This window comes from Pseudactinotalea terrae, from assembly GCF_009733845.1.
Classification (GTDB): Bacteria; Actinomycetota; Actinomycetes; order Actinomycetales; family Beutenbergiaceae; genus Pseudactinotalea; species Pseudactinotalea terrae.
Genome location: NZ_WNXZ01000001.1, coordinates 1,081,757 through 1,098,251 on the forward strand (window position 1 = coordinate 1,081,757; position 16,495 = coordinate 1,098,251).

At 70.8% G+C, this 16,495-nt stretch carries 25 protein-coding genes; 15 read left to right on the forward strand and 10 right to left on the reverse strand.

Features of this window, described 5'->3' with window-relative positions:
• Positions 1–47 precede the first annotated feature (47 nt).
• The 4 genes from GPA03_RS05185 to GPA03_RS05200 all read left to right on the forward strand — a co-directional run bounded on the left by GPA03_RS05185 (position 48) and on the right by GPA03_RS05200 (position 2,743).
• The gene (locus tag GPA03_RS05185; RefSeq protein ID WP_206673445.1) at positions 48–395 is read left to right on the forward strand and encodes a nucleoside triphosphate pyrophosphohydrolase family protein; all 348 of its coding nucleotides are present in this window, start codon (positions 48–50) and stop codon (positions 393–395) included.
• A gap of 12 nt (positions 396–407) precedes the next feature.
• Complete coding sequence (locus tag GPA03_RS05190) at positions 408–1,133, forward strand: deoxynucleotide monophosphate kinase family protein (protein WP_156250846.1); 726 nt, start codon at positions 408–410, stop codon at positions 1,131–1,133.
• 103 nt (positions 1,134–1,236) lie between these two features.
• Positions 1,237–1,809: a DUF262 domain-containing protein gene (locus GPA03_RS05195; protein WP_156250847.1), complete on the forward strand. Its 573-nt coding sequence runs from the start codon at positions 1,237–1,239 to the stop codon at positions 1,807–1,809.
• 136 nt (positions 1,810–1,945) lie between these two features.
• A complete protein-coding gene (locus GPA03_RS05200) occupies positions 1,946–2,743 on the forward strand; it encodes a sigma-70 family RNA polymerase sigma factor (protein ID WP_156250848.1) in 798 nt (265 codons plus the stop codon).
• A gap of 91 nt (positions 2,744–2,834) precedes the next feature.
• On the opposite strand, the gene GPA03_RS05205 is transcribed toward GPA03_RS05200, so the two are convergent.
• From GPA03_RS05205 to GPA03_RS05225, 5 genes are all read right to left on the reverse strand, one after another.
• A complete protein-coding gene (locus GPA03_RS05205; RefSeq protein WP_162458261.1) occupies positions 2,835–3,995 on the reverse strand; it encodes a restriction endonuclease in 1,161 nt (386 codons plus the stop codon).
• A gap of 114 nt (positions 3,996–4,109) precedes the next feature.
• Entirely contained in the window at positions 4,110–5,462 is a 1,353-nt protein-coding gene (locus GPA03_RS05210; protein WP_156250850.1) for a HipA domain-containing protein, read from the reverse strand.
• Positions 5,455–5,679: a helix-turn-helix domain-containing protein gene (locus GPA03_RS05215; protein ID WP_156250851.1), complete on the reverse strand. Its 225-nt coding sequence runs from the start codon at positions 5,677–5,679 to the stop codon at positions 5,455–5,457. Before GPA03_RS05215 ends, GPA03_RS05210 begins: the two co-directional genes overlap by 8 nt.
• A 137-nt stretch (positions 5,680–5,816) precedes the next feature.
• Entirely contained in the window at positions 5,817–6,569 is a 753-nt protein-coding gene (locus tag GPA03_RS05220; RefSeq protein WP_156250852.1) for an LPD29 domain-containing protein, read from the reverse strand.
• Between the two features lie 19 nt (positions 6,570–6,588).
• Positions 6,589–7,122, reverse strand: coding sequence for a hypothetical protein (locus GPA03_RS05225; RefSeq protein WP_156250853.1), 534 nt, complete (start codon positions 7,120–7,122; stop codon positions 6,589–6,591).
• Positions 7,123–7,193: 71 nt separating this feature from the next.
• Here GPA03_RS05225 and GPA03_RS05230 point away from each other — a divergent pair, with 71 nt between their 5' ends.
• From GPA03_RS05230 to GPA03_RS05255, 6 genes are all read left to right on the forward strand, one after another.
• A complete protein-coding gene (locus tag GPA03_RS05230) occupies positions 7,194–7,394 on the forward strand; it encodes a hypothetical protein (protein ID WP_156250854.1) in 201 nt (66 codons plus the stop codon).
• Between the two features lie 100 nt (positions 7,395–7,494).
• Positions 7,495–7,803 (forward strand): hypothetical protein, encoded by a 309-nt coding sequence (locus GPA03_RS05235; protein WP_156250855.1) that lies wholly within the window; start codon positions 7,495–7,497, stop codon positions 7,801–7,803.
• Positions 7,804–7,838: 35 nt separating this feature from the next.
• Complete coding sequence (locus GPA03_RS05240) at positions 7,839–8,072, forward strand: hypothetical protein (RefSeq protein WP_156250856.1); 234 nt, start codon at positions 7,839–7,841, stop codon at positions 8,070–8,072.
• A 259-nt stretch (positions 8,073–8,331) separates the two neighbouring features.
• Positions 8,332–9,030 carry a hypothetical protein gene (locus tag GPA03_RS05245; RefSeq protein ID WP_156250857.1) on the forward strand — a complete coding sequence of 233 codons (699 nt, stop codon included), beginning with the start codon at positions 8,332–8,334 and terminating at the stop codon, positions 9,028–9,030.
• 76 nt (positions 9,031–9,106) lie between these two features.
• Complete coding sequence (locus GPA03_RS05250; RefSeq protein WP_162458262.1) at positions 9,107–10,210, forward strand: site-specific integrase; 1,104 nt, start codon at positions 9,107–9,109, stop codon at positions 10,208–10,210.
• On the forward strand, positions 10,210–10,983 hold the full coding sequence (locus tag GPA03_RS05255; RefSeq protein ID WP_156250859.1) for a hypothetical protein: 774 nt from the start codon (positions 10,210–10,212) through the stop codon (positions 10,981–10,983). The genes GPA03_RS05250 and GPA03_RS05255 overlap by 1 nt, the downstream gene beginning before the upstream one ends.
• A 33-nt stretch (positions 10,984–11,016) precedes the next feature.
• Here GPA03_RS05255 and GPA03_RS05260 read toward each other — a convergent pair whose 3' ends face one another.
• Together GPA03_RS05260 and GPA03_RS05265 are read right to left on the reverse strand one after the other, a co-directional pair.
• The gene (locus GPA03_RS05260; protein ID WP_156250860.1) at positions 11,017–11,595 is read right to left on the reverse strand and encodes a hypothetical protein; all 579 of its coding nucleotides are present in this window, start codon (positions 11,593–11,595) and stop codon (positions 11,017–11,019) included.
• Between the two features lie 108 nt (positions 11,596–11,703).
• The gene (locus tag GPA03_RS05265; protein WP_156250861.1) at positions 11,704–12,078 is read right to left on the reverse strand and encodes a hypothetical protein; all 375 of its coding nucleotides are present in this window, start codon (positions 12,076–12,078) and stop codon (positions 11,704–11,706) included.
• A gap of 238 nt (positions 12,079–12,316) precedes the next feature.
• Between GPA03_RS05265 and GPA03_RS05270 the strand changes: the two genes are divergently transcribed.
• The 4 genes from GPA03_RS05270 (at position 12,317) to GPA03_RS05285 (ending at position 15,137) form a co-directional block, all read left to right on the forward strand.
• A complete protein-coding gene (locus tag GPA03_RS05270) occupies positions 12,317–12,667 on the forward strand; it encodes a DUF6507 family protein (protein WP_156250862.1) in 351 nt (116 codons plus the stop codon).
• Positions 12,664–14,367 (forward strand): hypothetical protein, encoded by a 1,704-nt coding sequence (locus GPA03_RS05275; RefSeq protein ID WP_156250863.1) that lies wholly within the window; start codon positions 12,664–12,666, stop codon positions 14,365–14,367. Before GPA03_RS05270 ends, GPA03_RS05275 begins: the two co-directional genes overlap by 4 nt.
• Positions 14,368–14,371: 4 nt before the next feature.
• A complete protein-coding gene (locus tag GPA03_RS05280) occupies positions 14,372–14,914 on the forward strand; it encodes an SMI1/KNR4 family protein (protein WP_156250864.1) in 543 nt (180 codons plus the stop codon).
• Positions 14,915–14,987: 73 nt separating this feature from the next.
• Complete coding sequence (locus GPA03_RS05285) at positions 14,988–15,137, forward strand: hypothetical protein (protein WP_156250865.1); 150 nt, start codon at positions 14,988–14,990, stop codon at positions 15,135–15,137.
• Positions 15,138–15,208: 71 nt separating this feature from the next.
• Here the strand turns inward: GPA03_RS05285 and GPA03_RS23000 are convergent, their stop codons facing one another.
• A complete protein-coding gene (locus GPA03_RS23000; protein ID WP_277754903.1) occupies positions 15,209–15,340 on the reverse strand; it encodes a hypothetical protein in 132 nt (43 codons plus the stop codon).
• A gap of 152 nt (positions 15,341–15,492) precedes the next feature.
• Between GPA03_RS23000 and GPA03_RS05290 the strand changes: the two genes are divergently transcribed.
• Positions 15,493–15,696 (forward strand): hypothetical protein, encoded by a 204-nt coding sequence (locus GPA03_RS05290; RefSeq protein WP_156250866.1) that lies wholly within the window; start codon positions 15,493–15,495, stop codon positions 15,694–15,696.
• A 49-nt stretch (positions 15,697–15,745) separates the two neighbouring features.
• On the opposite strand, the gene GPA03_RS05295 is transcribed toward GPA03_RS05290, so the two are convergent.
• The gene (locus GPA03_RS05295) at positions 15,746–16,102 is read right to left on the reverse strand and encodes a hypothetical protein (protein ID WP_156250867.1); all 357 of its coding nucleotides are present in this window, start codon (positions 16,100–16,102) and stop codon (positions 15,746–15,748) included.
• Positions 16,099–16,437, reverse strand: coding sequence for a hypothetical protein (locus GPA03_RS05300; RefSeq protein WP_162458263.1), 339 nt, complete (start codon positions 16,435–16,437; stop codon positions 16,099–16,101). Before GPA03_RS05300 ends, GPA03_RS05295 begins: the two co-directional genes overlap by 4 nt.
• Positions 16,438–16,495 lie beyond the last annotated feature (58 nt).

Sequence of the window (16,495 nt, forward strand, 5' to 3'; positions counted from 1 at the left end):
ACCCGCACACCCGGTGCGGTGAGGTCGCACGAGACGAAGGAACCGCCGTGAGCACGCTGACGTTCAACGCCTACCAGACCCAGGCCCTGTCCACCGCCATCTACCCCGAGAAGGGCACCGGGTCGGCGCTCGCGCTGGCCTATGTCGGCCTGGGGCTGGGTGAGGCCGGTGAGGTGCAGGGCAAGCTCAAGAAGGTCATCCGCGACAACGGCGGGGTGCTGACCGAGCAGGCCCGCACCGACATCGGCAAGGAGCTGGGCGACCTGCTCTGGTACGTCGCCGGTGCCGCCTCCGAGCTCGGCCTCGACCTCGGTGACGTCGCGCAGGGCAACCTCGACAAGCTCTCCGACCGTCAGATGCGCGGGGTCCTGGGCGGCTCCGGCGACAACCGCTGAGGAGTGGCGACCATGACGAACACCCTCATCGGGGTCTCGGGCCGGCTGCGGCACGGCAAGGACACCTGGGCCGAAACGCTGCGGGTGCACGCCGCCCACATGGCGTTCGCCGACGCGCTGCGGTCCCTGGTCACCGCGCAGGACTCGATCGTGCACGTGCGCTGCAACGGCACCCGGTTGGCTGACAGCGACCTGCGCTGGTTCGGTGAGAGCGGTCGCCTGCTGGATGCCACCATGACCTGCGGCATCCCGGAGCTGGCCGATGAGGAGCTCGCCAAGCGGTTCCTGCTCACCCAGAACCCCATCATCAGCGGCCCTCGCGAGATCCGGTACACCGACCTGGTGGACGCGGTGGGCTACACCGCCGCGAAGAACAACCCGGAGGTTCGCCGCTACCTGCAGGTCACCGGGACCGACGCCGGCCGGCGCTTGATCCGCGACACCATCTGGGTGGACACCGCGATGGGGCGCGCCGCCCAGGTGGCCGGCCCGGTGCTGTTCACCGATGTCCGCTTCCCCAACGAGGCGGCCGCGGTGCGTGAGGCCGGTGGGTACCTGGTGCGAGTGGTCCGTCCGGGGCTGCCGCGCCCGGAGGACGAGCACGCCTCGGAGACCTCGCTGGATGACTGGGCGGACTGGGACCACGTGGTGCTCAACGACTCGACCATCGAGGCGCTGCACGCTGACGCCCGCGCGTTCGCGTACCGGGTCGGGCTGGTGGGACGTCAGGCCGCCTGACCCGCACCCGTGACCGGGGCACCCGCCGACCTGGTGGGTGCCCCGTTCTCATGCCCGAGCACCGCGAACCGCGAACCGTGGTCGTGCCGCACATCGGGTGGACATGACGATGCAGACCTCCGCGCCGCTGGTGCGTCAGAGCCTGGATGCCACCTACCGGCAGGCCCGCGAGCTGGCACGCCTGGTCGTGGAGGGTCGCATCACCCTGGACGCCCCGTATCAGCGCGGCCGGGTATGGACGCGGCGCCAGCAGCGCGACCTGATCCGGTCCTGGCTGCTCGGGCTGCCGGTCCCGACGATCATCACCAACGCCCGTTGGCGCACCGACGACTTCGACCACCTGGGCCCAGCGTTCGAGACGGCTGTCATCGACGGCAAGCAGCGGCTCAGCACGGCCGTGGACTGGTTCTTCGGTGACCTTTCGGTGCCGTCGTCCTGGTTCGAGCCTGACGCGGTGGCACGCACCGTGCAGACCGAGGATGGCCCGTACGTGGCCCACGCCGGGTTGACCGAGCCGATGCGCCGGTTCGTGGCGAACCGGTTCCTGCTCCCGGTCGCGGAGGCCGCGGTGGGCAGCGTCGCGCAGGAGGCGCTGATCTTCGGCCTGGTCAACGGTGGTGGCGTCCCGCAGTCCGCTCTCCACCTGGCCCGCGTCGCGGCCATCGTGCGGGGCTGATCGGGCCGGGTTGGCACCTGGCGGGGCCGGGCCCGCATAGGGATGAGGTGATCACACCACCTTCCCTGTCATCGACCACAATCACCAGGGCGTGCACTGCGCCGACGAGGCCGACCGGGCCGGGCGGAGGTGCGGCGTGAACCGTGCCGAGCGAAACGCGCTGGTGGAGGAGAACCTGCCGCTGGTGGGCTACCTGGTGGCCGACGCGATGCGCAGGGCGACCCATCTGAGCCGTGAGGACCTCACCTCGGTCGCGACGCTGGCGCTGATCGCGGCGATCGACGCCTTCGACCCGGACCTGGGTGTGCCGTTGGGTGCCTACGCCCGGCATCGGATCATCGGGGCGATCGCCGACGACATGCGGTCCACGGACCGGGCCACCCGGGGCGAGCGGTCCCGGATCCGGGAGGCCACCGCGGCACAGGAGGCGTTGACGAACGACCTGGGTCGGCATCCCGACCGGGAGGAGCTGGCCGCTGCCCTGGGTGTGGATGCCGCCGCGCTGGACGCCACCTTGGCGGCGGCTGTCCGCAGCGTGCAACCGTTGGACGACGTCGTGACCGACACCCTCGCCGACCATGGTGGTACGCCGCAGGACCACGTGTTGGCGAGCGAGCAGGTGGCACATGTGCGGGCAGGTGTCAGCCTGCTCCCGGAACGGATGCGGTACGTCGTCGAGCAGGTCTACTTCCATGACCGTTCCGTCAACGACATCGCCGCCGAGCTCGGCATCTCGCACTCGGCGGTGTCCCAGCATCGCAGCGAGGCGGTCCGGATGCTGCGGGAGGCGTTGACGACGCACTACGGCGATGAGCCGGTCATCGACACCGACCGGCCGCTGCCACCGGCGCGCCGGCGCGCGTTCATGACCGAGTTCGCCGCGCTGACGGCCGGTGGTCTGACCCGCCCGGCGAAGCTCTCCGCCACGGGGTAGCGGTCGGCGCATGTTCGCAGGTACCAGCACCCGTCCCGGGGCGGCGTCCGCGTCGCACCCGGGGCGAAGCAGTCTCGCGAGCACCCCCGTATTACCAGTCCTCGCCATTCGTTAGTGCCGCCCGTCTGCGGTCACGGCGGCGGCGCTTTTTGGGCCCCAAACCGTCACGCAGTGCACGCTTCGCTGGCCGGGACCACGGCCACACCTCACCCTCGGTGCTGTACGCGAACAGGATCACGTTGTTGCGGTTGGCCCAATCGATTGCGTTTCGGCTGAACCCCGAGTAGGAGAAGCAGATCGGCTTCGCCGAGCGGGCAGCAGCGACGGCGGTGATCTGCTGAACCACCCGTTCAGGGATCGGCTTACCTTGGTGCTTGACCTCAGCGGCATATCCGAGCGCCTCGATGTCCAGGCCGCGATCTCCGCTGGCTTGCGTGACCCGGACCCGGCGGGCGCCCAGCCGCTTCATGATCTTGGCGCAGTGATACTCCGCCTCCCGCGGCGTCAGGAACGGCCCATACAGTCGGGCGAGCTCATCGGCACGGTGGCGCAGCTTGGCAAGGTCGGCATCCGGTTCAGGACTAGACCAGCGAGACGACGGACCAAGCAACGGTGTGCGCTCGAGGTTCCCGCCCTGCCCGCCGTCGGCCCTCCCCGGGTCAGGGGCGGTCGGGGCGGCAGCAGGTGGCTGTTGCGGACGTGTGCGGGCCGCGCCTTCAGCAGGACGGTTCACGCGAGCTGCCCGTCGCGGGAAGCGTGTCCGACGAGCGGGCTTCTCAGGCTCGGGTGCCGGAGGTTGCGGTGGCGGATGGGGGCGGCGGTCCTCGACGAGATCGGAGGCTCTGCCCTGTACCTTCCACGACAGGTCGCGCTTGATCCGCCGGTACAGCACCTGCTCATGGATGATCTGCGGGCTGCGACGCCAACGCCGCACGAAACCCCAAGAGACCCCGACCGTCAGGACACCGAACAGCACGACCGCTGGTACCCACGCGCCCGGCCTGGATGCGCCCACCGACGACGTCACCCACCACAGCACCACCATCAACCCGATGAGCAGCAGCACCGATCGGGCGTAGTAGCCGATCAGTGCCTGGGTGCGCCGGTGCACGTCACGGGCGGCCTGGCGGGGTGCCTCCGCTTTCGCCAGGGCCGCGATCTCACCGAGCGCCGTCTGATCCAGGCGCGGATGCGTACCGGTGGCATTGGCGCTGAGCCGCCGCGCCATCCGCTCCACCGCCTGGTCGTCCACGAGACGCATCCTGCCAGGCACCACCCGGACCCGACCCGTTCGCCGGTCCTCCGTGTCCTGTGCGTCGGGACAAGGCTGCCGAGGGCAGCCTGCACTGGAGACACGACCTACCCGTCAGCCACCAAGGTCAACATTGGTGGGCGGGTCCGGGTGCAGCGGGGACAGTCGACGCAAGTTCGTGACCAAGGTGTCGATGAGCAGGCCAGCGCCGGGCACCTTGGCGACGTCCTGGCCGGCGGCCGCCAACGCCTCAGGGACCGCGGAAATCACGCGGTCGACGACGGCGCGAGACTCCTCGACGTCCAGTCCCAGCCGCACCCCCTCGGAGGCGATGGTGCCCGCGAATATCTCTGAGACCCGGTACGTGTCACCGATCCGCATCGGGAACTCGATCGGGCCAAGGCGCGGGTCGAAGGTCTCGTACGGGGCGAAGGACAGCACGTCATAGGCCGGCGCGAGCTCGACCCTATCCCCGCGGAGCATCAGCGAGTAGTTCTTGGCATGGGCGTCGGTGTTGACCAGCGCGATGTTCAGCGTCAGCAGCGCCAGGAAGTCGTGCGCGACTTGTGTGCGGTCGTGGCGGGTCAGGCGCGAGCGCAGCAGCTGGGCAAGCGCACCGACGCCTGGTCCGCCGTCTCGGTTCTGGTACTTCTTGCCCGGTGGTACCGAGAGCGCCTGGCACAGGTCCTCCTGATGGGTGCGATGCACGAGACCGTCGGACTCGATCCGACGGTCGTACCGGGAGATGACCAGGGCGCGGACCTGCCCGTCGGGGGAGGTCCACATGCGCGTGTCCGGGGTGGGTAGCCCCACGTGGCGGGCGACCGCGAGGCTGAACAGCTCGACGGTGCCCAGATCAGGGAAGCGCTCGTCGGCCACGGTGCGGGGCGTGGAGAACTCGGGCTTGAGGATGTGGGTGGTCGGGGCACCGGGACCGGGCCTGCGCCAGGAGCCGTCCGGTGCCGCGATGAGGGCAATCTTGGGCTGAGCGCCGGCCAAGCTCATCCGCATCCGCTCCCGCCCGCGCAAGGCCCTGCCGGTGCGGTAGGCGTCGATGACCTTGGCCAGGTCCTCGGCAACCTCGTCGTCGGTGATCGGCTCCGTTGCGCTGCGATCCGCGCTCTGGTCGGTACTGGGCTGCCCAGGCGGCAGGAACTGCAGTGCTCCGGCGACGTCTGCGCCGATGTGCTCCAGGATCGCGAACGGAGAGGCGGCTGAGACCTGGTAGCTGGTGGCCAGCGACTGCAGCGCCTGTTCGTTGTCGGGCAGCAACCCCTGTACGAAGGGGTGCACCACTCGCTTCTTGTGCCTGGCGGTCAGCTTGAGCATCGACAGGGATAAGGGCGTGGTCGTGGGGTCGTGCCGGTAGCCCTCGTCGTAGGCGAAGCTGAGGTCACCCGAGCTGGTCATGCTCATCGTCCCCGCGGGTGTGCCGTCCATATAGACGTCCAGGTGCCGATCAGCCACGCCAACCACCTTCGGCGGAGACGTTGAGGGTCAGGCCGAGCTCTTCGAATACGTCAAGCACGCGCGGCAACGCGGCCGGCGTGCGGCCCGCCTCGACCGCGACAAGCCACTCACGGGATACCCCGGAGCGCCGGGCCAGCTCCGCCTGGGTGAGGCCAGCGCGCTCACGCGCGTCACGCACCACCGCGCCGACGTCCGCCATCGTTCGCACTCGCATGCCGGACTCCCTTCGTGTGTACTGCGGTCCACTTTACCAGATGTGGACCACAGTGCACATTGGCCTGTGTGGACTCCAATGCACACCGCAGCGGGCTGGCCGGCACGTGGATCGCGTTGGCCCCGAGCCGCCTGAGCTCAGTACGCGGCGAGGTCGGTGACCGCTGTCCCGTCGTTGGTGAACTCGGTGTACTGGTGGATGATGCCCGCCAGCTCGCCGGCGCTCAGCTGCCCGCGCTCCAGGAACCGCGGCGGGATCGGCTGACCCAGCACCCGCTCCACCCCGTGCAGGTCCGCCGTCGACAGCGGCGTGCTCCAGTCGTAGCGGGAGTAGGTGTCCCGGTCCCCGGTCCGGGGATCGATGCGCTGGTACCCGGCCATGCCGGCCGCTTCGAAGATCGCGTCGATGTGGGTCTGGCCGGTCTCGCCGATGTTGCGCCGCACCAGCACACCAGAGAGCGTGTACTCCACCGGGGCGCCGGTGTTGACACGGTCGTACCCGTCGGTCATGCCGTTGAACCGCTGGTTGCAGTACCCGTCGACCACGGTCTGCACGGCACGCTCGCGGGGGCCGTCGTCGTAGCTGACGTGCGCCCACCCGTACCCGGTGCCGCTGGACATGCGGGCGGAGAACTTGTGCCCGAACAGGGTCTTGATGTCGGCGCGCAGCGCCGCCAGCGACTCCTTGGGCATCACCCGCGGACGCTGCCCGGAACCGGTGCCGTGCCGGTCCGCCTCGGCGAAGGCCTCCTCGACGGTGTCGGCCCGCCATGCCTTGGGGCTGGGCGCTAGCGAGACACTGCTCTCGGACCGGGCCTTGGTGGCGAACTGGCCGCCGCTGCTGACGCCGGCCTGGGTGCGGCGGACCTTGGACTCCTCGAAGCTGGTCATGACGGGTAGATGTGCGGGCTCAGCCCTGCACCGTGACCGCGAAGGTGGTGACGCCCTCGAGGCTGTCACCGCGCTCGATCTGCAGCCGCTCCGGCCGGTAGGTGCCCGATCGGGTCTGTCCCTGGCGGCGCCCGTGCACCGCCGCGGCGACGTAGTCCTCGTGGGCCACGACGTCCGGGGCGGCGACCACCCAGATGGCGGACTCTTCGTCGTAGGACGCGACGATGGTCGGCTCGTAGAAGGGCACCACGCTCCAGCCAGGCCGGGAGATCACCTGGCACGCTGCCCCAGCCTCGGCCAGCGAGGCCAGCACCCGGGCGCTGAACCGGGCGTGCGGACCACGCTCGCCGGCGTACCGACCCCGGCCTGCCGGCCACTGCCGGCCGTGCTGCGACAGCGCCCGCAACGCATCCCGCTGCGTCCTGGTCAACGCGGGCGGCTGGTCCGGTGCGGGCAGCGCCACCCCGCTCTCGGACCGCGGCTTGGTGGCGAACTGGCCACCGCCGCTGACTCCGGCGCGGGTGCGGCGAACGGTGTCCTCGAAGGTGCTCATGCCCGGGTACATGTGCGGGCGGTGCCGCACATCAGAACAGCAGCGAACCCATCCGTCAGGAGGACCGACCCGTGCCCAAGATGATCCAGCTCAGCCGCCGCACCAACCAGCGGAGCGAGGAGGAGGAGCGCAGCCTCTATGTGCACCCCGACCACATCGTCTCCGTCGGCATCGGCCGCGACTTCGAAACGGTGGTGACGGTCTCGACCGGTGGGGTGTTCGTCGTCGAGCAGAACTTCGAGGACGTCGTGGCCATGATCGAGGACGACTGAGCACCGCACCGGTGCAGGTGCTGGCGTCTGGTTCGGGCCCGGTGCCGCACATCCGACAGCTATGACCCTCTCCGCATCCGCTCCGGCCGAAGCTGTCCACATGTGCTCGGTACCGATCGAGGCGCTGCCCGGCCTGGTCGAGCACCACCCCGTCGTCGACCTCGGCAGCTACGAGTTCGGTCGCCGGCAGGTCGGCAAGCTGCTGTCCGCGAACCTCGAGCGCGACGGGTCGGTCACCGGCTCCATCGAGCTGGCGGTGCCGCAGCGTGACATCCATCGACCCGGCATGGCGGTCTACCGGTGCGTGGCCGCGGGGTTCGGGGTCGCCGGCGGGCAGCGGGTCACCGCGCACCTGCGGACCAGCGTGCTGGCCGCGACACCGGGAGCGGTGGACATCGAGCTTGGCTGAGCCTGCCTGGTCTGGGTGCCGCACATCTACCGGGCGTGACCGACGCCATCACCACCACTGACGGCACCACGGTGCGGCTCGCCCAGTACGAGGGGCACACCCTGGTCTTGCTCGAGCAGCCCGACACGGACCTGCAGCCCGAAGAGGCCGGCCGCATCCTGGGTGGCGCGTTCCAGCCGGTGATGTTCTGCCCGATCACGATGACCGCGGAGGCGCTTGAGGCGATCGCGACGATCACGCGTGCCCACGTCGCGCGAGGCCGTGATTGAACCGCAGGAGCGCTGATCGCTGGGCGGCCCAATGGCCGTTGCACATCTGCAACACCCACGACGAGGGTCGCGCCACCTCGAGTCGGCGACGAACGCGCGAGACCGCACTGTCTGCACTGGCGCATCCATCGGATCGTCGCGCTCGTGCTCGCGTCACCCCCACGAATCCTGACGTTCGCTAATCCGAGTTAGGCGAGGAGAGGTACGGCGGCGCGGCGCTGCCGGTCGGCGTCGGATCACACCCCTACCGTGGTGTTTCATGGAGAACCCGGCCCGCGCCCTCGCCGACATCTTCGATGTGTGGGCCTTGCCCCCAAACCAGACGGCGGACGCCCGCGAGAAGGCGTTCGTCGAGCAACGCGGACTGGCATCGGGCACCGACGTCCTGGCCATGGCGATGCGATGCGTGCTCGACATCGAGACATGGCTGGAACGCCTGCGCGAGACCGGCATGGACGTGAGCATCTACACCGCGAAGCTGCCGGCGTGGCGCCGCATCATCATCGCCCGCCCAGCAGGGCAAACGAACCAGAAGCGGGAGGCCGCGCCGCAGCAGACCCGTGACGACCTGCGCGGGCTCGCCCTGCTCCTGGACGCTCACGCGGCCGCGTTCCGGCCGAGCCAGGCCACCCTCGACAAGATCGAGCAGGCCGTCGCCGACATCAAGCGCGACCTGGTCGACCTCGCCCTGGACCCCACCACCCACGCCTACGTGCTGATGCTGCTGGAGAAGATCCTGCAGGCGCTCAACGACGGCGACAAGGAGGCGCTGCGCTCCCGCCTGGCGGAGTTCGTGGGCTGGGCCGACCTGTCGGCGGAGGCAGCCCAGGACCCCGGCTTGAAGGAGAAGTTCCGCAACCTGCGCAACCAGCTCGTTTACCCGACGATGGCGGGTGCGACGGGCAACGTCATCTCCCACGTGGCGGTCGCCTTCCTCACCGCTGGGGGCGGCGCCTAACGGCCCCCACCCGGTGCCTCAGCCGTGTGTCGGGTGCCCGCGCTACGTTGTGCGGCACGGCGTGGGAGGAGGCCCCGTGGACACCAACGCCCTGCTCGCCCCGGCTGATGGTGAGCTCGAGCTCGAGCCCGCCCGGGTAGCCGGTGGTGTGGCCGAGCGGTTCGCGACCGCTGCGCTGGCGGACCGTACCTGGGAGGCCTACCGGTCGGACTGGCAACGGTTCGAGGCCTGGGCCGCCGAGCGTGGCGTCACCGCACTGCCGGCCGACCCGGCTGTCGTGGCCGACTACCTCGCCGCGGCCGCCGACCTGCACACCGGTGACCGGCCGGTGTACTCGGCGGCGACCATCTCGCGGTGGTGCTCGGCCATCAACGCGGTGCACCGGATGGCCGGGCACTCCCCCGTTGGTCAGCACCCCACCGTGGCCGTCGTGCTCGCCGGCATCCGCCGCACCGTGCGCCGCGCCCGCCCCACCGACCGCAAGGCCCCGCTGCTGCTGGGCGACCTCGTCGCGGTGCTGGACGCGATGCCCGCCCGGTGGCCCTGCGCGGTGGCCGCCACCCGGGACCGGGCGCTGCTGCTGGCCGGGTTCGCCGGGGCGTTCCGCCGCAGCGAGCTCACCGCGCTGACCGTGGCCGACCTGACCTGGCACCGCGACGACGGGCTGCACGTGCTGGTCCGGTACGCCAAGAACGACCAGGACGCCCACGGGCAGGTCAAGGCCCTGCCGACCGGGTCGGCCCCGGCCACCTGCCCGGTGTGCGCCATGGTGCACTGGCTGCGGCTGCTGGCCGCCCCGGACCGGCGGGCGGCGATGCGGGCGGCGATCGCTGCCGCGCGCGCCGACGCCCATGCCTGCCGGACCGGGCTGCCCGACCTGGCGCCTACCCAGGTGGTGTTCCCGGTGCTGAACCGGCACGGTGGCATCGGGCAGCGGCCGTTGACCGGGCACGGCATCAACCGGGTCGTCAAGGACCGGGCCGCGGCGGCTGGGCTGTCACCGGAGCGGCTCGGGGCGCACTCGTTGCGCGCCGGGTTCGTCACCCAGGCCACCCGCTCAGGTGCGTCCGTGCTGGAGATCATGCGCCAGACCGGGCACCGCGACCCGGCCTCGGTCGAGGGGTACGTGCGCGAGCACGACCCGCTGCAGGGCAACGCCGTCACCCGCCTGGGGCTCTGATGCGGGGCGCCGTCGGGCTGTTCCTGGACTGGGCGGCCGCCACCGAGCACACCCCCGGACCGGACGCCCTGGAGGCGTTCCTGTCCGACGTCGACCTGGCCGCCTCCGGGGTGCACGCCGTCCGCAGCTGGCTCGGCCTGACCGGCCCGCACCCGCGAGCCACGGCGGTCCGTGCCGGCGACCTGTGGCTGGACGTGGGCGAGTCGGTGGCCCGCTGCCCACGTTCGGGGACCGCCGGGGTGCGCGGGCGCCGTGACGCGTTCGTGCTGACCTGCCTGGCGGTCGGGCTGACTCGCCGCGAGCTGCTGACGCTGCGTCCGCACCACGTCGACGGGTGGAGCGTGACGGGCCGGCGGCTGGCGCGCGGCCAGGACTGGCGGTGCTGCCCGCGGTGCGTGCTGACCCGGTGGCTGCAGGTGCTGGCCGTGCTGCCGCCGTCAGGGTCGCGGCTGGCGGCCCGCAACCTCATCGCCACCACCGAGCCGCGTCACCTCTGCCACACCGACCCGCCGATGACGTGGCGGTCCGCCCCGGTGCTGGTGCCGGCGCTGGACCAGCACGGGTGGCCCTCGCTACGCCCGCTCACGCCCCGGTCGGTGACCCGGCTCGTCGCCGCCCGGATGAGCGTGGCCGCGCCGGCGCCGTTCGAACGCACCCCACCACCGGCCGGTGGGCGGGTGGACCGGGAACGGCTGCTGGCGGAGGTCTCCGAGCTGCTGGACGAGCTCGACACGCGTCTGGACGCCGCCATGGCGCGCCTGCCGCACCTCTGAGCAGGCACGGTCCCGCCCACCCAGTAGCAGCGCTCAGCCAGGGCGGGACCGGTACCGGCGTTGCCCGTTCCGTACCGCGATCTGCGCCACTCTGGCTTTCGACAGCCCGACCAGGGGTGCGATGTCCTTGTGGAGCATCCCGGCCTCGAGAAGCCTGACCACCTGTTCGACGCGCGTGGTGACCGCCGGGGAAGGCTGTCGCCGCTGCCCGGCGGCCCGGATGGCGGCGCTGACACACAGCGGATCCCCGCACGTGCGCCGGACCCGCGCCTCACTTCGCAGACCGCACCACTGCGCCCCGCACGCCACGCAGGTGCGCACAGTCGGGTCCACGGCTCCGAAGAGTCCGTACCCGCGACGCAGCCGACTGATGTGCGCCGTACACAGTCCCCGGTTTCTACGGGGCTTCCCGCAACCGACCATCCGGCAGACGCCGGGATCGTTCTGGATCAAGGTGAGCCCGTACTCGCTCCCATGCAGGAGGACCTCCTGGATCGCGTGGCCGGTGATGATGTTCCCGACCTCGACCACGGGGAGGCCAACCTGGACCGCGATCTGCGGCCACCGCACCCCCTTGTGCCACAGCGTGAGCGTCTCGGCGGCGGCGGGCATGCGCCCGATTCTGATCGCAGCCCCCTGACCCACGCAACCCTGGTCGGTGCTGGTGGCACTACGGGGTGGCCGCCGGTTGCGGTCCAGTCGCCAGCCTGAGCGCTGTGTTCATCGAGGACCCGCCGATGCGTGCGGGGGTGTGGTCCGCGTAGGCGCAAGCAGGTGTCCCGTCCCGGGATGGATCCGCGCTCGGTGTCGATGTGCGGGATGACGACGGGCGGCGGCGCGAGACGTCTGCACGGTGCGCCTGGGCCACAGGATCAGCAGGAGGGCTAAGAGCGCCAACATCGAGCAGAAGACGACGGGCCCGCCCATCGTGGCGATCGTGACGCCCGGCTCGGCGACGCATTCCCAGCTGAGGCCGACCCAGTGGAACTCGCCGCTGCCGCAGTAGATGTCCATGTCCTTCGCGACCTGCACGTACACGAACTGCCACAGCAGGAACGCCAAGAACAGGAGCAGCGCACCCAAGATCCGTCTCACCCGGCCGAGTGTTGCGCGGCTGGTTGCCCGTGGCCAGAGCCCGCGGGTGTGCGTCCTGTGCAGTCCTTGTGTCGGGACTCGCCGGTCGCGAACCGGCCCACCAGACGAGGGTGGGTGGCAGCACCCTCACGGGGGCGTGCCGCGGGATAGCCCATGGCCACAGATCCGGTCGGGGGGTTGCCGCGGCCCTGCTGCCTTCGTAGGTTGGTCCCGGAAGGGGACAGCTGGGGGGAACCAGATGCGTGGTTGGCAGATCGACCCGGGCGGTGTGGATCGGGTCCTGCGCGGCGCAGCCAGTGAGGCCGGCGAGCTCACGAGCGCGTTCGCCCGTAATCGGCTCGAGGCGCTCGACGACGACCTGGCCCGCACCGGGCCGGTGGGATCAGGGGTGCGCGCCGCGGTGCAGCAGCTCCTCATGATGCAGGCCCAACAGGTCGCCACCGCCGGCCAGGACGCCAGCGCAGGCATCCGGGGTGTGGCCGCAGCAGCCACCAACTACGCCCACGCTCAACACGAGATGGGCACCACCACCCGCAGCACCGCAACCGTGACCGACAGCGCCACGCTGCGACCCCGGGGTGCGGTGTGAACCCGCCCGCAGGGCTGATCGACCCCGCCCAGTGGCCGGTGCGCGCCGAAGACCTGGCCGACACCACCGGGTACGAGCAGGCCGCCGTGACGTTGCGACGCATCAGCGGGGACGTCGACGCCCACGCCAACGACCTCGGCGCCACCTGGCGTGGGCTGCCCGGCCCCTACGCGGCCCCGGAGGTGCAGGCAGCGCTAGCGGTCATGCCACCAGTGGTGGAGGCCGCCACCGGAGCCAGTATGGACCTCACCGCCGCCGCCGCAGCGGTGGAGGGCATCGCCACCACCCTGCAGGGCATTCACCCGCGGCTGGTCGACCTGCAAGCACGTGCCGAGACGTTCCGGGCCGAGGTCGTCGGCGGGGTCATGGTCGAGGTCATCTCCGGGTTCGGGGTCACCATGGACATGGCCGCCGACACCTCGCTGGTCGACCTCGCGCTCTCCGTGCTGCCCGGGGCTCCGGACCCGCAGCGGCTGGTGCCGTGGAACCAGCACCGCCCCAGCGTGGAACGCAACGCCGAGCTGTGCGCCGAGTACGCGATCCTGTACGAGCAGGTCACCACCGCGATCGCCGACTGCGTCAACACGATCAACGGCCGCAACCCCGAGCACACCGGGACCCCGCTGGAACCGGTCGCGGCCGAATGGTTGCTCGACCCCGACCAGCCGATGCCCTGGGGTGCGCCCGTCGCCGAAGACCGGTACTGGATCGAGGACATCCTCGCCGCTGGCCGCGACGCCAACTACGCCACCATCGACAACGCCTCCCGCCTCGTGCTCGGGTACGACATCACCACCGGGGAACGGTCCCAACGCATCGCCAACGAGGCCGCCTGGGAGATGATCTCCACCATCGGGTCCGCGGCCATCGCGCTCAGCATGGCCGTCGGTCGGGGCCTGAGCCCCGGCCTCTACGACGCAGCGTGGCGGGTCGCCCCCGGGTGGGCCACCGGCTGGGCCGGGCAGCGGCAGCACGAGGGCACAGCCTTCCTGGCGGGGATCGCGAACATCGACTACGTCGCCCACACCACCGGTGGTGACGCACTGCACCGGTGGCGCGAGGACGGCATCTACGCCGCCGCCTCCACCACCCTGAACATCGGCTCCTTCGCCGCACCGTCGGCCCTCGGTGCCGCCGTCGGCCTCGGACGGCTCTCCCGTCTCGCGCACCTCGCGGACACCACCACCGAGGCGATCCAGGCGGGCCGCGTCACCGACGGCAACGGGCTGATGTGGCGTGACCCCGACGCCCCACCACCCCACACCGCAGCCGAACGCGCCACCCCCACCCCGGGCGACGGGGAGGTCATCTTCAACCCGCGCGCCCGGCATTTCCCGCCAGCCGAGCTCGCTCAGCTCATCCGCTACACCGACACGATGAACGACCTCCGCCTCGATGGCGAGCTCTCCCCCACCGGTCGCCTCAGCACGGCCGGCGAGCTCGGATCAGCCGCTCAGTTCGCCCGTGACACCGAACGCCTCGCCGCGGACAGCTCCGGCGCCCCGTACCAGGGCGTTGCCGGGCATGCCTCGGACACCACCTGGACCGGGCGGCCTGTCCCACGCGAGTGGCACGATCAGACGTTGCGCATGAACTCCAGTCTCGGCGGCACAGCCAGCAACTACCCCGTCGGGTACAGGCCCACGATCTTCCGAGCGCTGCTGCACGACGGATCATTCCACCCACCGAAGGAAGGATGAGCAGATGGACCCCATCCGCTGGGACGCGCTGATCGCCCACCTTGCTTCAGCCCGGCACAACCTCTCCCAGGTCGCACCCGAGGTCTATCCGTTGACGATCCCGCACCTGGCTGCCACCCCCGACCAGCTCACCGGCGCCGAAGCAAGGCTCGGATACCCGCTGGACCCGCTGTACCGGGAGTTGCTCGGCTACGGCAACGGGTGGCCGCAGCTGGTCTTCACCGGCGACATGCTCGGCACCGACGACCTCGGCCAAGGACCGCGCTGGGACCAGGGCCAGGAGCTGCTCGACCTGTACTACGAGAACTGCGACACCAGCGAGCTACCCGAGCGCGACCAGCTGTACCCGATCTACGCCTCCCAGCACGATCTGAACGTCATGGCGCTGCGTAAGGACGGGCCCGTGACCAACGGCGGTCACGAGGTCATCTGGCTCTACACCGAGATCAACGGCCGCTGGGCCAACACCCTGCAGTGGTGGCTCGCGTGCATCGAGATCGTCAACAACGCCACGGCCTACTTCGAGAACCCCGCGACGCCGAGATGAGCGACCACTGACCGTCGGACAGCTCGCGGCCGAGCTCGCCCTGTACGACCCGGGCACCCCGATCGAGGTGTACGTGCCGGACCCTGCTGGCGGCTACCGGGTGCTGCCGATCGTGGGTGCCGGCCTCGGTGAGGTCGTGCCTGATGAGGCGATCGGGTCGAGCCTGCCGCTGCGAGCCCAGTCCCTGCTGGAGGACCTGCGCCCCTCGGGCGAGGTTCGCTGAGACCACCGATCGAGCTGGTCAGGTGGCGGCCCGCGGGCTGGCCGACCCGTGCAGCCGGACCGCCGGCCGGCTCAAGCGTGCTTGCCCTGGTAGATGGTCTGGGAGCGATACTGCTCGAGCCGGTCGGCGAGCACGGTCAGCGGCACGTCGTAGACCTGAACGACGGTGCCGGTGCCGTTGGGCAGAATGAGCCCGACCTGCAAGCCGCAAGCGAGACCGCCCCGGGGGCATCACGATGACGAAGCGAGGAGGCCGATGGCCGCTGATCGGCGCTTGCTTAGCGGGAACGCTGCTGGTCTGCGCTGCAGCGGTCGCGTCGAGCGTCCAGCTGCCCGGCTGGATTGGAATGGATGCCATGTCGAAGGAGCCAGGAGCGGGTTGCGGTAGCGATCTCGGTGCCGGCGACGAGGCCAGTACCGGGAGCGGTGGCGACGACGAGCGTGTCCTTTGCGTGGAGCTCGAGGAGTACCAGGTCAAGGTCATCAACCTTCCTGCGGACCTCGCCACAGACGACACGCCCAACAGCGAAGCAGACGGCTGGGCCGAGGGCGACGACTAGGCCGTGGGCAACTACCTAGCGCTCACGAACATGCACCCTGTTCAGACCGTCACGGCCGGTCGCGGTCGCCGAGCTGTCGCTCCAACGTCGCCGTCGGCGCCCACAGCACCCGGACGGTGTCCGCGAGCAGATAGGCGGCCAGACCGGCCCCGGGCACGAGCATCTGCCCCCAGCTGCCGGACAACGCGCTGAGACCGGCGAACAACGCCGCGAACCACATCATCAGCCGGACGGCTTCGCGGGTGCCGAGCCGGTTCGGGCTCGAGGCCAGCACGGCATGCACCCGCCACAGCCAGCCGCGGTCGGTCGTTCCGCGACCGCAGGCCGGGCAGCCGGTCGCGTCGGCGGCGGGCTGGTGACCACGCACCAGGCAGCGTGAGTCGCGCAGGAACTGCGCCACACTCACGACGCGGTGCGCTCCGTCTCCTGGACGAGGTCGGCGAAGATCACCCGCTCACCGGACTCGAACGGCATCGGCTCCAGGCCAACAACGCGCCCCCACCCCTCGTCCTCGAGCAGGACCCGGACGACCCGGCCGGGCAGCTTCTCCCAGGCGTCCACACCGGCCGCCCGCAGCACCGCCTTGATGAACGCGGCACCGAAGCCGGTGTCCCCGCCCAGGTTGTAGCCGCCGACGCCCTGACCGGAGCCGCCGTAGTCGACGGTCAGCTGCGCGGTGAAGATGCCGTGGTCCTCGAAGCCGAGGAACGTGCTGACGATCTTGCCGGGCTCGGCGTGCATGGTCTGCTCCACGGGTGGTGCGGGGCGCGCCCGGTGCGCGCCACTCCCCTGCCTCATG